This window comes from Bacillus cereus group sp. N14 (assembly GCF_016483555.1).
Lineage (GTDB): Bacteria > Bacillota > Bacilli > Bacillales > Bacillaceae_G > Bacillus_A > Bacillus_A wiedmannii.
In genome coordinates this window covers 23965-38230 of record NZ_JAEHBQ010000025.1, presented here as the reverse complement: position 1 = coordinate 38230, position 14266 = coordinate 23965, and the positions used below count along the sequence as shown (strand labels likewise).

The window sequence follows — 14266 nt, the reverse complement described above, 5'->3', positions numbered from 1 at the left end:
ATTACTACTTATAAGTAGTAATGTGTTTTTATGTAAAAAGAGAAGGTGAAATTAGAATGTATATATGTGTGGAAAAGTTAATAAGATTGCGGGTTTTTAATGATATTTTACGAAATTATTTTCTTAGTTCGAAAGGATTGACATTAAAAATATTTTTATGATAAAATTAAAATTTTGCTAAAAAATTGATTGTGTGTTAAGATTGAGAAGGTTACCATATATGGAGGTGGATTATTTGTTTCAAATTGGCGATAACATAGTTTATCCAATGCAGGGAGCAGGTATAATTAAAGCCATAGAAGAGAAGGAAATCACAGGAGAAAAACAACAATATTATGTTATAAAAATGTCGGGTAGTAATATGGAAGTAATGATTCCGGCAGGGAGAATATTGAGCTCAAATATACGACCAGTCACGGATATAACGGCAATAGCACACATATTGGATATTTTTCAACATGGAGAATCTGATAGATTACTTACGTGGAAACAAAGGTATAAATTGAACACTGATAAAATAAAGACGGGTAAAATACAAGAAGGTGCTGAAGTTGTACGTGATTTATTACGTATGCAGAAAGAAAAAGCACTTAATGCAAGCGAAAAGAAAATGTTAGATAACGCACACGAATTTTTGATTAGTGAACTGGGATTAATTGAAGGTATCACAGAAAGTCAAATAAAAAGCTTTTGTTAAGATTCATTACAAATAATGTATTAGATCCCAAAAAAGGTTTTGAATTTTTTGGGAACATAATTATAGAGAATTAATCATTTCAAAGACATTCAATTCTTTCAAACCACTTTTAGAGCATTAACCTCTTTTGTTATTACTACAATCAAATCCATTTTTATTTTTTAAGTTCTTTACGAATATTCGAAGTTTAATTAAACACTTGGATAGAATAGTTACTTGATTTTTGCAATCCTGATTCACACTGGCACGGACGAGGAGCCGTAAGGATGAAAGAGAGGTAGGGCTTTCATTGTTTTAGGTTTATAAGTTATTATTTTTAGAAGAATACTGAACCATTCTCACTTCTACTGCTAAGTAATTTTTTATATGTGAAGAGATAATAATTGTTTATATTCTTTATATTAAAGAGATAAATGAATTTTTAGCCATATACGGTCAACTAAAAAGGAGTGTCATATAGTCGATAATTCGACTATGTGACAGCTCTTTTTTTCATGGGGATTAGGAACGGATAAATAGAAAAAACAACGTGTTAGATATGCAATTATTATCGTAATGCTTGTTGTTTGCATATTGGAAACGAATTTGTTCCCTATCTTCTTTAGAGCAATGACAGAGATGGAGACTAGGCGATGTGGACTAAGAAATCGATCACGAAAGGATATAAATGGTGAGACGGATGTGCGTATATGGAAAAAAAACGTGCTTTTGCACGGCTTTTTTTATGTTAGTTATGAAGAGAAAGCAAACAAATGTTACCCCATTACGATAATCGGCTTAATCAAAATGAATGATTGAAGCCTCGTTACTGTAAGTTTGAATATAGTACAATGGAAATCGTTTTTTTAGTAAATAGTTTGAAAAACAATTACCAATATATTCTATAGTAATAAAACTAGAAGAAAAGAAAACATCCATTTAACAAGTATTTTCCTCATCCACTTACTGAATATAAGAATAGACAGTAGAGATTTGAATTCTAGAACCCTTATAGTAATAAAACGGTTCGTTTTATTATGCGAATATTTCTACATAAGAGCGTATAAATTGACGTTACTATCTAAAAGTAAGTATGATGCGATTATAGTAAGAATTTTTTAGGGGGAAGAAAAATGACAAGTTCAAATAATAAAGCAGCAAGTATTTATGAAGGAACAAATATAAATGATTGGGGTTCTTTTGAAAATATTGAAGAAACGAAGTTATTTGACTCGATTCAAATTGGATCTTGGTCTCTTCGTAATCGCATAGCAATGGCACCGATGACGAGATGTTTCGCGAATCATGAAACAGGAATCGTTGGTACTGATGTAGTCGAGTACTATAGAAAACGTGCAGCTGATGGAGTTGGCTTAATTATTACAGAGGGAATCGTCATTAGCCCAAGAGCAAAAGGAAATCCAGGAGTACCGGGGATTTATACACAAGAACAAATCGATTCGTGGAAGCCTGTTACAGAGGCAGTACATAAAGAAGGTGGAACGATTATTGCTCAAATATGGCATGTTGGCCGTATGAGTCATCACGAGATAATTGGTGGGCAAATGCCGCAAGCACCGTCTGCTATCGCTGCAGAGGGAAATGTTCCGCGTTTTCGTAAACCGTTCGACACGCCAGAAGCAATGACGTTAGAAGAAATACAAGAGGTGATTGGTCAATACGCACAAGCTGCGAAAAACGCGATCGAAGCTGGATTTGATGGAGTAGAAATACACGGTGCACACGGATATTTAATCGATCAATTTACTTATGAGTTCGCAAATAAGCGTACTGATAAATACGGCGGAGATTTAAAGCAAAGGCTAACGTTTATGAAAGAAGTAACGGAGGCTGTAATAGAAGCTGTTGGGGCTGATAAAACACTTCTTCGTTTCTCTGCTTTCAAAGGTGATAATCCAACTTATATGTGGGAAAACCCTGAGTTTGCAATTGAAATGTTTGTAAATATGTTCAACGAAGTTGGATTAACGATGATTCACCCTTCAACGATGAATTATACGGCAGTTATTGCTGACGGAAAGAATTTTCATCAATTAGTAAGAAAATATTGGGAGGGTACGATTGTAGGAGTAGGGAATTTAAATCCGAAAGAGGCTGAAGAAGCGTTGCAAGAAGGAACAATTGATGTAGTGGCATTCGGAAGACCTTTAATAGCTAATCCAGATTTTGTTCATCGAATTAAAAATGCTGAAAGTTTAGTTGAATATGATGCGAAAGAGCATCTTGCTACATTAATTTGAATAAAGATAAAAGGAGAACACATCAGGTGTTCTCCTTTTATTATGGATTTTCATAGGAGGAAGCGGTATGAGTGAAACGCTACTCGTTATTATTAGTATATTGCTCTTATTGATGTTACTATTAATCATTTTTTTTATTATTACATTTTTTATAAAAAAACGGACGCATCATTCTATATTAAAGTTACATCCATACTTAGGAAGGATGCGTTATTTACTTGAAAAGATAGGACCGGAATTTAGGCAATATTGGTTTGATCATGATACGGATGGAAAGCCCTTTTCACGTTATGATTTTCAAAGTGTAATGTTTCTAGCAAAATACCGTTCAGAAATACTCGGTTTTGGATCAAAACGAGATTTTGATGCATCTGGATATTATATTGCTAATACATTATTTCCAATATTAACAGATGAATTAAGTGTGAATGAAACGCAAGAACGTGAAGGGAAAAAGTATGTGATTCATAAAGAAGGGTTATTTTCACGAAGAGAAAAATTGACAGCGGATACAACGAATCTTTGGTTATATGAAGAAGACGATGCAATTATCGTCGGTGAAAACCGCAAATATCCGTGGAAACTACATGGCATGTTTGGGGCATCTGCGACTTCTTACGGTGCGATTGGCGAAAATTATATTTTAGCGAGCGGGTTTGGTGCGAAGATGGCTGGCGGATCGTGGATTAATACTGGCGAAGGTGGCGTTATTCCAGAACATTTACATACAGGTGCGAATATCGTTGCGCAAATTGGTCCGGGTTTATTTGGGTACCGTGATGAGGATGGTAATTTTTCAATGGAGAAATTTATGGAGAAAGCAAAAGAAAGCAATATTAAAGCATTCGAATTGAAATTTGGGCAAGGTGCGAAAATACGTGGTGGTCATCTAGAGGGACAAAAAGTAAATGAGAAAATTGCTTCTGTTCGGAATGTGCGAAAAGGAGAAACGATTAATTCACCGAATCGATTTCCATTTTTAAAGAATGCAGCAGATACACTTTATTTTATTCAACGTTTGCAAGAAAACGGCGGTAAACCAGTCGGGATGAAGATTGTAATTGGACAGCAGGAGCCATTGGAAGATTTATTCAAATCGATGAAAGAGTTAAACATTTATCCAGATTTCATTACAGTTGATGGTTCAGAAGGTGGATCAGGTGCAACGTATAAATCGATGGCAGATAGTATGGGGATGCCGCTTATTCCAGCGTTATTGACATGTATTGATACAGCGAATCATTATGGTGTTCGGGACAAATTCAAAGTGTTTGCCTCAGGGAAATTAATTACACCAGATAAAGTGGCAATTGCTTTAGCCATTGGTGCAGATGCTGTAAATTCAGCCCGTGGATTTATGATGGCAAGTGGCTGTATAATGGCACTTCAATGTAATTCCGGACAATGTCCATCTGGAGTTGCCACGACGAATCCGCACTATCAAAAAGCGCTAGATCCGTATGAGAAGAAATGGCGAGTAATGAATTATGTTGTTAGTATGAGATATAGTTTGTTCTCACTTGCGGCAGCAGCGGGAGTAAAGAGTCCGCGTCATTTAACGAGAGAGCATATTGTGTTTAAAGATGAGATGGGGAGAGTAGTTCCTCTTTCGGAATTGTTTCCTACTAGTAAATAGAAGATAAGCTATGTTTAATAGATTAAAAGTCATACATTCGTATGGCTTTTTTCTTTTGAAATTTGTCTGATAAGTGAATGAAAATAAGGTGTGAAAAAATGGCATTTTATTTTTTGAATATTTTTACTTTAATTTATTTTAAAACCGGGGTAATCCACTGGGATAAAGGCGTTTATAAAGGTTTTCACATGTAGTGAAAAGGGCTTGTTCACTTGAAAGGACAAAAAATGTTTGTTAAGGTAGGGAACCATAAGCGAAAACAAGAAAATAGAAAAAGTCATTTTTCGAAATTTTGAATGGCTTATGTAACTAAGGGAGAGATTTGGTGAAGATCGAGATTATGGTTTCGCTTGCTATTTATATGGCAGGTATGTTGTATATCGGTTATTGGTCTTATAAGAAGACATCCGATTTATCAGATTATATGTTAGGCGGAAGGGGACTCGGTCCAGCAGTTACAGCTTTATCAGCTGGTGCTTCTGACATGAGTGGTTGGATGCTAATGGGATTACCTGGTGCGATGTATGCAACAGGATTATCAAGTGTATGGATTGCGATAGGTTTATTAATAGGTGCTTATGCAAACTATTTAATTCTTGCCCCGCGTTTGCGAACGTATACAGAAGTGGCAAATGATTCAATTACGATTCCAGATTTTTTAGAAAATCGGTTTAAAGATCGTACGAAAATACTTCGTTTTGTCTCCGCTATCGTCATTTTAGTATTTTTCACATTTTATGCGTCAGCTGGTTTAGTTTCAGGTGGACGTTTGTTTGAGAATTCTTTTAATCTTGATTATAAAATTGGTTTATTTGTAACTGTCGGTGTCGTTGTTGCTTATACATTATTCGGTGGCTTTTTAGCAGTAAGTTGGACCGACTTTGTGCAAGGTTGTATTATGTTTATTGCTCTTGTGTTAGTGCCGATTGTAGCTTTTACAGATGTCGGTGGTGTAACAGAAACATTCAATACGATTAAGCAAGTTGATGCATCGCATTTAGATATGTTTAAAGGTACTACAATTCTTGGTATTATTTCATTTTTAGCATGGGGTCTTGGGTATTTTGGTCAACCGCATATTATTGTTCGCTTTATGGCAATTACCTCTGTTAAAGATTTAAAAACTTCTCGTAGAATCGGTATCGGTTGGATGACGATTTCAATTATAGGTGCAATGCTTACTGGTCTAATTGGTATTGCTTATTACGCTAAAAATAATGAGAAATTACAAGACCCAGAAATGGTCTTTGTAACATTCTCAAACATTTTATTCCATCCGTATATTACTGGATTTTTACTGTCAGCTATTTTGGCTTCGATTATGAGTAGTATTTCCTCGCAATTACTCGTTATTTCAAGTGCTGTAACGGAAGATTTCTATAAAACATTTTTCCGTCGTAACGCAAGTGATAAAGAACTTGTATTTATCGGTAGACTGTCAGTATTAGTAGTAGCTATGATCGCAGTTGTTTTAGCGTATCATCCAAGTGATACAATTTTAACACTTGTCGGTTATGCTTGGGCAGGATTTGGTTCAGCATTCGGACCCGCCATTTTATTAAGTTTATATTGGAAGAGAACGAACAAATGGGGCGTTCTTGCTGGTATGATTGTAGGTGCAGTAGTTGTTATTACTTGGGTACAAATTCCAAGTTTAAAAGCGACTATGTATGAAATGGTACCTGGATTCTTCTGTAGTTTATTAGCTGTTATAGTTCTAAGTTTATTGACGAAAGAACCAGTGAAAGCAATTCATCGTGAATTTAATGAGATGGAAGCAGTGTTGGAAGAGGAAACGAAATAATTAGCGAAGAGAGTAAATGCTAACTAGCATTTACTCTCTTTTGATTTAAAATGAAAATAAGTGATTATTGACAACTAAAAGTAAGTAACTTATAATAATTCTTGAGTTCAAGATAATTTATTTCTGAATAAAGATTTCAGATGGAGTAAATATTTTTTGGAAATTATCTCGAATTCGAGATTAATTCAGTGATATAGAAAATAATGCGTAATTTCACAACTTATATCTCGAATTGAAGATAAAATCATAACGATGGATTTTACTTTGCAGTATGGACAAAATGAATAATGAATTTTAATGTATAAAAGTTTTTAAAATGAAATAAAAAGGGGCGGAGAAAATGGAAAAGAAAACAATGGGAATTCATCACATTACAGCAATCGTAGGACACCCACAAGAAAATGTAGATTTTTATGCTTGTGTGTTAGGTTTACGTTTAGTGAAACAAACAGTGAATTTTGATGATCCAGGCACGTACCATCTTTATTTTGGTAATGAAGGAGGAAAGCCTGGAACAATTATTACGTTTTTCCCATGGGCAGGTGCTCGTGAAGGAATTATTGGTGACGGTCAAGTAGGCATTACGTCTTATGTTGTACCAAAGGGCGCAATGGAGTTTTGGGAAAATAGATTAGAAAAATTCGATATTTCGTATACAAAAATGACTCGATTTGAAGAGCAGTATTTAGAATTTGATGATCCACATGGTTTGCATATAGAATTAGTAGAAAGAGAAGAAGGCGAATTAAATAATTGGACTTTTGGAGAAGTTACGCCAGAAGTAGCAATTAAAGGATTTGGCGGTGCTGTTCTTTTATCTGCACAACCTCAAAAAACAGCTGAATTGTTAGAGCATGTTATGGGTCTTGAGAAACTTGGAGAAGAAGGTGAATTCGTTCGATTCCGTTCTTCTGCTGATATTGGGAATATTATCGACTTGAGGCTATCGACAATCGGGCGTGGCCAAATGGGTGTTGGTACAGTCCACCATATTGCTTGGAGAGCGACTAACGATGATGATCAACTCGACTGGAAAGAGCATGTGTCTCGTTTTGGATACCACGTAACTCCTGTACAAGATCGAAATTATTTTAACGCAATTTATTTTAGAGAACATGGGGAAATTTTATTTGAAATTGCAACAGACCCTCCTGGTTTCGCTCATGACGAATCGTTAGAGACGATGGGTGAGGAATTAAAGTTACCAGAGCAATATGAACCACATAGAAAACAAATTGAACAAACACTTTTACCATTTGAAGTGAGAAATTTAGATTAAAGTGATTGAAAGGGGAAAAGGATTATGATGAAACATGTTTTTCAAAAAGGAAAAGATACGTCAAAACCAGTGTTGTTATTACTTCATGGTACAGGAGGTAATGAATTAGATTTATTACCACTTGCAGAAATAATTGATCCAGAAGCATCTGTATTAAGTGTTAGGGGAAATGTATTAGAACAAGGCATGCCACGTTTCTTCCGCCGATTAGCAGAAGGTATTTTTGATGAAGAGGATTTGATTTTCCGTACGAAGGAATTAAATGAGTTTTTAGATGAAGCTGCAAAAACATATGAATTTGATAGAAATAATATTGTAGCTATCGGTTATTCAAATGGAGCAAACATTGCTGCAAGCTTATTATTCCATTACGAAAATGCATTAAAAGGTGCTGTCCTTCATCACCCAATGGTACCTAGAAGAGGAACACAATTGCCTAATTTAGCAGGGAAATCCGTATTTATCGCTGCTGGGACAAATGACCCGATTTGTTCCTCAGCGGAGTCAGAGGAATTGAAGGTACTATTAGAGAATGTAAATGCTACTGTTACAATGCATTGGGAAAATAGAGGACATCAATTAACGATGGGTGAAGTAGAAAAAGCAAAAGAATGGTATGTCAATACAGTATTATAAAAGTAAAAAAAGAAGCATCTGCTAACAATTAGCAAATGCTTCTTTTTTTACGACTGAATTGCAAGATGAGATGAAGAAAGCGGAAGTTGAATATCAACGATCGTACCTTTATCTAACTCGCTTGAAATGTGTAATTTACCATGATGTTCTTCAATTATTTTGTAACACATCATTAATCCTAGTCCTGTTCCCTTTTCTTTTAAACTATAAAATGGTTCGCCTAAACGAGAGATACGATCTTCTGGGATACCGCAACCTTCATCGATAATACGTATTAAGATGAAAGTATCCTCTAATGGTTTTGTTTGGATGAAAATATTTCCGCCATTTGGCATTGCTTCTATCGCATTTTTTAATATGTTTATAAAAACTTGTTTTAATTGGTTACCGTCACATTGAATATCATGTGCGTAATCAAAATGATCCATAATGATATGAACGCTATGCATAATAGCAGTTGGTAAAATAAATGTGACTACCTCTTCAATTAAAGCTTGTATGTTACAAGTTTTGATTGATAATACTTGTGGTTTAGACATCGCCATAAATTGACTTGTGATAGATTCCATTTGTGAAATCTCACTTAACATAACATCGATATACCATTTTTGCTCTTCATTTATTTCAGGGAGTAGCAATGTTAGAAAACCTTTTAGAGAAGTGAGTGGATTTCGAATTTCATGGGCGATTCCAGCTGTCAGTTGTCCGACTACTGCGAGTTTTTCTGATTTTCGTAATAACTTTTCCGTTTCTTTTAGCTCGGTAACGTCTCTTCCCATTACGATAAGACCTTTTCGCGAGCCGTCAGGATGATAAAGTGGAACTTTCGATATACTTAAGATTAGGTCAAAATCATCTCTATGAATAATAAATTCCTCGCCATGAAGAATTTGTCTTTGTTGCCATGCTAGTTCGTCGACTTCTTCACAATGTAAAAAAGCCTCTCGGTACGCTTCGTTATATTGAATGAGTTCACTATCTTTTTTCCCATGGTAAGGTACATGATGGAAATTGAAACAAGAAAGTGCGTAGTCATTTGCCTCAAGCCAGCGCCCCTCATGATCCTTAAATATAACAAACGCAGGCATCGAGTTCACTAATGTACGTAACCTCTTCTCACTTTCTTTTAGCATATTCTCAATTCTTTCTGATTTTTCAAGAGGCTTCATAATAGTATATACGCCAGTTAGACGATTTTGGACAAAAATAGGAACTAGTTTTGTCACGACGTCTAATAAGAATCCATTTTTATGATAAATAGATAAAATATACTCTTGTTGATTATCCGCTTCAGTATTCTTTATATTTTGTAATACTTGCTCAGAAATATGAGCTTCTAAAATAGAGGTAATATTTTTCTGTTCTAATTCTAAAGAATTGTAACCTAATATTCTTTCGGCAGAAGGATTTATATGTAGAATAACTCCCTCTAAATTTAATGAAATAATACTATCAGGATTGTGTTCGAACAGAGATGCGTACATTTCTGTTAATGAACGATCTTGTATATGGTTTCGCAAACGTCTAGAAATGTTCGGATGACGTTTTCTTTGAGTTGATGAATATTTTTTACGACTCATAATAGTTCCTCCGTACAAATAGCATCTAAAAAGATTTGTCTATCCATAACTATAATATAGATGTAATGTGTATTTCTATAAAAAATGGAAGTTATATAATAAATTTTGTTTTCTTTATTTTGGAAAAGTGAGTGTAAGGTCGTAATAAGGGGAGCTTATATTGTTTTATAAATCTTTTGTAAGTTACAGGAGTAGGTTTTCTTTATAACATTAGGGTAGAAGAGGGGGAGAGAAAATGAGAAATTATATTCAAGGTATCGATCATGTGCAAGTAGCTGCGCCTGTAGGGTGTGAAGAAGAAGCACGAGAGTTTTACGGTAATAAAATTGGTATGGAGGAAATACCGAAGCCAGAGGAATTAAAGAAGCGTGGTGGGTGCTGGTTTAAGTGTGGAAATCAAGAGATTCATATCGGAGTTGAGAAAAACTTCAATCCAGCTAAAAAGGCGCATCCAGCTTTTTATGTTTTAAAAATTGATGAATTTAAACAAGAGTTAATAAAGCAAGGTATTGAAGTAATAGATGATCATGCACGGCCAGATGTAATTAGATTTTATGTGTCAGATCCGTTCGGAAATCGAATTGAATTTATGGAAAATAAAAACTAGGTGGAAATCCACCTAGTTTTTTAACCTTTTCGAAACAATCCTAATACTTCAACCGTTTCGGTAATGTTAACGAATGCATGAGGGTCAATTTCGGAAATTGTTAATTTCATACTTGCTAATTCTTCACGAGAAACGACGGTCATAAGTACACGTTTTTTTTCGCTGGAATAAGCACCTTCGCCATCAAGTAATGTAATTCCACGTACAACAGTTGAAAGAAGTTGTTTTTTCATTTTTTCTGCTTCATTTGTTACAATCATAAGTGTAACCTTTCGATGTTTCGTATGAATAGCATCGATGACTTTACCAGTTACATAAATGGAAAGTAAGCTTGTAAGAGCAACATCCCAAGTGAAGAAGAATCCTGCAATTATTACAACAACTGCATTTAAAACAATAAGGAATCCGCCAAGTTTAATGTCTCTTTTGCGAGATAACAACATACCGATAATATCAAATCCACCAGTTGAGCCATTACAGTTAAAAACAAGACCGATACCAGCTCCGGCAATGACACCACCAAAGATAGATGATAAAAGTGGGTCTGTTGCTACGACTTTCACTGGAACATAGTATAATGCAACAGATAATACAATAACAGAGATAACAGTGTTAAAAATTACTTTTTTTCCAAGACCTATGTATCCTAAAATAAGGATAGGTAAGTTTAATACAAAGTTAATAATACCCGTGTTTACAGGAGTTACAATCCCTAAAATAATAGCAATTCCGCCAATTCCACTACTTAATATTTTGTGGGGGATAAGGAAAAGATTAAATGCAATCGCAATAATAATAGAACCGATAATAACACCAAGAAATCTGACCATCTCTTTCCCGTCCTTCACTAAAAAATTCATATTATTTCAAGATTATATATGATATTGAAAGTTTTGGGTAAAAACAGTTTATTTCGGAAAATTAGATTAATCAAAAGAATTCGAGTATTTTATCATTTGAAAGGGGATACAGATATGAGGATAAAAACGTATCAACAGAAAAGCCCGTTGAAGCAAGAATGTGAGGATTCTTATTTTTGTAATGAAGAAAAAAAGATGTATGGTGTATGTGATGGTGCAACACCGCTCGTCCCGTTTCGTGATGAAAAGGGACATAATGGAGCATACATCGCTTCACATTTATTTGCAAGTTATTTTACTTCATTACGAGAAACTCATAGTTTACAAGTTGCCGTTGCAAAAGCAAATGAAGCATTGCAAAGCAAAATGTTAGAATATGAAGTAGACACGAGAAAGAAAGAGCATTTGTGGTGTACATGTATTGCGGCAGTTCAAATAAATGGTGAGAAAATTGAATACGCACAGTTAGGAGACTGTATGATTGTTGCAATACTTCAAAATGGAACGATGCAAGTATTAACGCAAGACACGGTTGAAGGAATTAGTAAACGAGCAAAAAAGAAGAGAGAAGAAGATCGTAAAAAAGGGTTATCTGTACCAGAAGAACATGTTTTTCAAGATGTGCAAGAACAGTTAAAATACAATCGTTATCTTGCAAATATGCAGGGCGGATATTCCGTTGCAAATGGAATGAAAGAAGCGATACATTATTTACAACATGGTGAACTACATATAGATGAAGTGAGCGGGATTTTTATTTGTTCAGACGGAGTATACCACCCAGATTGGCCACTTGAACAAACTGTTGCATATATAAGAAAGAATAGTATAAGTGAATATGTAGCAATTATTGAACAGCTAGAAGGGGAAAAGAGAATAAGACCAGATGATAAAACAATTATGATCATTGATTTGTAAGGGGAGGATGTTCGAATGGAAATTAAATGTATTAATTTAACATTTCAAGATGAATTAGTTCCTTTAGAGAAAGTTAATAAACTGATTATCCACCATACATCCGAAGATGGATGGGATGTGTATAAAACACATGAATTTCATCAAAAAGTAAGAGGGTGGAGCGGGATCGGTTACAATTATTTTATTGAAGAAGATGGAACTGTAGTTGAAGGGCGAGGTTTACATATTGGAGCACATGCGAAAGAAAATAATAGAGATACAATTGGAATATGTATGACGGGTAATTTTGATAAATATGATCCAACTTCTGCACAAATGAATGCATTGTATTCTTTATGTAAAATGTTTATGAAGCAGTTTGCTATAAAGAAAGAAAATATACTCGGTCATAGGGAGCTAGAAGGCGTTACAAAAAGTTGTCCTGGAAAGCGTTTTTCTATGGTAGAGTTAAGAAACGGACTAACTTAAATATAGAGGAGTAACAAATGATGATGAATATAAAAATACCAAATGATAAAAAAGAAGAGCTTGTGGCACAAATTCAGCAATTTTTCGTTGAAGAAGATTTAGATGAAATTGGACGTTTCCAAGCAGAGCGATTAATAGAAGAAATGATTAAATTAGTAGGACCATTTGCATACAATCAAGCAATTGGAGATGCTAGAAAGCTTGTAACAGAGAAACTATCTAATATTGAAGAAGATTTGTATGTGTTAGAGAAGAGTGAAGGGAAATAAAAAAGAGCCGATGGGCTCTTTTTTATTTTTCTTTCTTGTGTTCTTGATATTCATGGACTTTTTCTTTTACATTACCAACTGTATCTTTAGCAGTGCCTTTTACTTTATCCCATTTTCCTTCAGCTTGTAATTTTTTATTGTCAGTTACTTTCCCAACAACTTCCTTTACTTCGCCTTTTACTTTATCAATGGCACCTTCTAATTTTTCTTTTAAACCATGATCATGTTTAGTCATACATTTCTCCTCCTTGTAGTTTGATTAGAATTCTCTTTTCATATTGCAAGTTGAATGATGTATCTAGTAATAGCGTAACAAATTTAGTTTGAATATTCAAATGATTAATAGGGTAGAAAAGGAATTGTCATAGAATGTATAAGATTGTAATGGAAGGAGAAAGAATGTAAATTACATGTCTTTTGCAGTCCATATGGATTTTGTATAAGCAATTTTCATATGGGCACGTTCCATATTATTTTGACTGCTGCTACCAAACCTTGCTTGCCCAACTATTAAATGACAATTGGATTCAATAGCTGTCTCAATTCTTTTTTGAATTAATGCAGTATGACAGCCTTTAAGCTGAAATTCTGGCAAAGTAGCAGAAGCAGCTAATGAAGCAACACCATTATTTATAAAGAGAACTCCTATACTAGCAGGAGTGTTTTGAATTTCAGCTATGAAAAAATGCCATCCTGGTTTATTATAAAGAATTTCGTTATTTTGGCGCACGCCATCTTTTGTAAAGGATGGCATGTTAAAACCACGTACATATATGTCAGCAAAAATATCAAACTCATTTTCTTTTAGTTTGCGTACTGAAATGTTAGAAGGAAGAAGAGATGGATCTTCTTTTGGTTTACTATATAAAGCGGTATGGAAGCTAGATTGGTAAAATCCTTTTTCAGATAAGTATTGAAATAATTCAGCTGTACCTTGTGCTGGTGTAATTTCAAAACGGCAAGGAATTTGTAGTGATTGATAATAAGAGATAATCGCATCTATCTCATCTGTATTTATAAAGGTAACGCCTTTGACTGTGTTAAAAGCAGGACCAGCAATTACTTTTGATGAAAAGGCAGTGGCACTCTCGAACTTTTTTATTTGTACTTGCATTGGATTTCCGTCCATTGCTTGTAGTAGTGCTAATCTAGAAGAAAGCATATGTATTTCTGCGTTTTCAATTTCTTGTGCGGTATTGATTGTCATAATTGTACTCATGAGATTCCCCCGTCAATAAATATATTTCATAGTACATATACGATGTTTGTTTG

14 protein-coding genes are annotated in these 14266 nt (G+C 34.5%); 10 read left to right on the top strand and 4 right to left on the bottom strand.

The features are described 5' to 3' along the window. Window positions 1–235: 235 nt before the first annotated feature. The 6 genes from JDS82_RS24995 (at window position 236) to JDS82_RS24970 (ending at window position 8292) form a co-directional block, all read left to right on the top strand. Window positions 236–697, top strand: a complete 462-nt coding sequence (locus tag JDS82_RS24995; RefSeq protein ID WP_170771247.1) for a CarD family transcriptional regulator — start codon at window positions 236–238, stop codon at window positions 695–697. A gap of 1112 nt (window positions 698–1809) precedes the next feature. After that, window positions 1810–2937: an alkene reductase gene (locus JDS82_RS24990; protein ID WP_000204417.1), complete on the top strand. Its 1128-nt coding sequence runs from the start codon at window positions 1810–1812 to the stop codon at window positions 2935–2937. Between the two features lie 67 nt (window positions 2938–3004). Further along, the gene (locus JDS82_RS24985) at window positions 3005–4573 is read left to right on the top strand and encodes an FMN-binding glutamate synthase family protein (RefSeq protein WP_061672864.1); all 1569 of its coding nucleotides are present in this window, start codon (window positions 3005–3007) and stop codon (window positions 4571–4573) included. Between the two features lie 325 nt (window positions 4574–4898). Further along, a complete protein-coding gene (gene putP, locus JDS82_RS24980) occupies window positions 4899–6377 on the top strand; it encodes a sodium/proline symporter PutP (RefSeq protein ID WP_000687609.1) in 1479 nt (492 codons plus the stop codon). A 340-nt stretch (window positions 6378–6717) separates the two neighbouring features. Beyond that, a complete protein-coding gene (locus tag JDS82_RS24975) occupies window positions 6718–7656 on the top strand; it encodes a ring-cleaving dioxygenase (protein ID WP_199714133.1) in 939 nt (312 codons plus the stop codon). A 24-nt stretch (window positions 7657–7680) separates the two neighbouring features. After that, window positions 7681–8292: an alpha/beta hydrolase gene (locus tag JDS82_RS24970; RefSeq protein ID WP_061672862.1), complete on the top strand. Its 612-nt coding sequence runs from the start codon at window positions 7681–7683 to the stop codon at window positions 8290–8292. Window positions 8293–8339: 47 nt separating this feature from the next. Here JDS82_RS24970 and JDS82_RS24965 read toward each other — a convergent pair whose 3' ends face one another. After that, window positions 8340–9872, bottom strand: coding sequence for a BA3702 family sensor histidine kinase (locus JDS82_RS24965; RefSeq protein ID WP_048565880.1), 1533 nt, complete (start codon window positions 9870–9872; stop codon window positions 8340–8342). Between the two features lie 235 nt (window positions 9873–10107). Between JDS82_RS24965 and JDS82_RS24960 the strand changes: the two genes are divergently transcribed. Next, entirely contained in the window at window positions 10108–10479 is a 372-nt protein-coding gene (locus JDS82_RS24960) for a VOC family protein (protein ID WP_001246939.1), read from the top strand. A 20-nt stretch (window positions 10480–10499) separates the two neighbouring features. Here JDS82_RS24960 and JDS82_RS24955 read toward each other — a convergent pair whose 3' ends face one another. Continuing rightward, window positions 10500–11309 (bottom strand): YitT family protein, encoded by an 810-nt coding sequence (locus JDS82_RS24955; protein ID WP_000251343.1) that lies wholly within the window; start codon window positions 11307–11309, stop codon window positions 10500–10502. Between the two features lie 144 nt (window positions 11310–11453). Here JDS82_RS24955 and JDS82_RS24950 point away from each other — a divergent pair, with 144 nt between their 5' ends. Genes JDS82_RS24950 through JDS82_RS24940 form a run of 3 tightly spaced genes read left to right on the top strand, consistent with a single transcriptional unit; the run spans window position 11454 to window position 12994 of the window. Beyond that, window positions 11454–12257 (top strand): protein phosphatase 2C domain-containing protein, encoded by an 804-nt coding sequence (locus JDS82_RS24950; RefSeq protein ID WP_064057583.1) that lies wholly within the window; start codon window positions 11454–11456, stop codon window positions 12255–12257. Between the two features lie 15 nt (window positions 12258–12272). Next, the gene (locus tag JDS82_RS24945; RefSeq protein WP_048565882.1) at window positions 12273–12725 is read left to right on the top strand and encodes a peptidoglycan recognition protein family protein; all 453 of its coding nucleotides are present in this window, start codon (window positions 12273–12275) and stop codon (window positions 12723–12725) included. Between the two features lie 17 nt (window positions 12726–12742). Next, window positions 12743–12994 carry a DUF2164 domain-containing protein gene (locus JDS82_RS24940; protein WP_001983516.1) on the top strand — a complete coding sequence of 84 codons (252 nt, stop codon included), beginning with the start codon at window positions 12743–12745 and terminating at the stop codon, window positions 12992–12994. 22 nt (window positions 12995–13016) lie between these two features. Here the strand turns inward: JDS82_RS24940 and JDS82_RS24935 are convergent, their stop codons facing one another. Continuing rightward, on the bottom strand, window positions 13017–13229 hold the full coding sequence (locus JDS82_RS24935; RefSeq protein WP_199714132.1) for a CsbD family protein: 213 nt from the start codon (window positions 13227–13229) through the stop codon (window positions 13017–13019). Window positions 13230–13400: 171 nt separating this feature from the next. Further along, window positions 13401–14213, bottom strand: coding sequence for a GNAT family N-acetyltransferase (locus JDS82_RS24930; protein ID WP_000104263.1), 813 nt, complete (start codon window positions 14211–14213; stop codon window positions 13401–13403). Between the last annotated feature and the right edge of the window lie 53 nt (window positions 14214–14266).

Excerpts from the sequence above, each read along its gene's own strand:
- JDS82_RS24965 (WP_048565880.1), bottom strand. The coding sequence starts at position 9,872 with ATGAGTCGTAAAAAATATTCATCAACTCAAAGAAAACGTCATCCGAAC.
- JDS82_RS24985 (WP_061672864.1), top strand. The coding sequence starts at position 3,005 with ATGAGTGAAACGCTACTCGTTATTATTAGTATATTGCTCTTATTGATG.
- JDS82_RS24970 (WP_061672862.1), top strand. The coding sequence starts at position 7,681 with ATGATGAAACATGTTTTTCAAAAAGGAAAAGATACGTCAAAACCAGTG.
- JDS82_RS24935 (WP_199714132.1), bottom strand. The coding sequence starts at position 13,229 with ATGACTAAACATGATCATGGTTTAAAAGAAAAATTAGAAGGTGCCATT.
- JDS82_RS24955 (WP_000251343.1), bottom strand. The coding sequence starts at position 11,309 with ATGGTCAGATTTCTTGGTGTTATTATCGGTTCTATTATTATTGCGATT.
- JDS82_RS24940 (WP_001983516.1), top strand. The coding sequence starts at position 12,743 with ATGATGATGAATATAAAAATACCAAATGATAAAAAAGAAGAGCTTGTG.
- JDS82_RS24945 (WP_048565882.1), top strand. The coding sequence starts at position 12,273 with ATGGAAATTAAATGTATTAATTTAACATTTCAAGATGAATTAGTTCCT.
- JDS82_RS24950 (WP_064057583.1), top strand. The coding sequence starts at position 11,454 with ATGAGGATAAAAACGTATCAACAGAAAAGCCCGTTGAAGCAAGAATGT.
- JDS82_RS24990 (WP_000204417.1), top strand. The coding sequence starts at position 1,810 with ATGACAAGTTCAAATAATAAAGCAGCAAGTATTTATGAAGGAACAAAT.
- JDS82_RS24960 (WP_001246939.1), top strand. The coding sequence starts at position 10,108 with ATGAGAAATTATATTCAAGGTATCGATCATGTGCAAGTAGCTGCGCCT.
- JDS82_RS24930 (WP_000104263.1), bottom strand. The coding sequence starts at position 14,213 with ATGAGTACAATTATGACAATCAATACCGCACAAGAAATTGAAAACGCA.
- JDS82_RS24975 (WP_199714133.1), top strand. The coding sequence starts at position 6,718 with ATGGAAAAGAAAACAATGGGAATTCATCACATTACAGCAATCGTAGGA.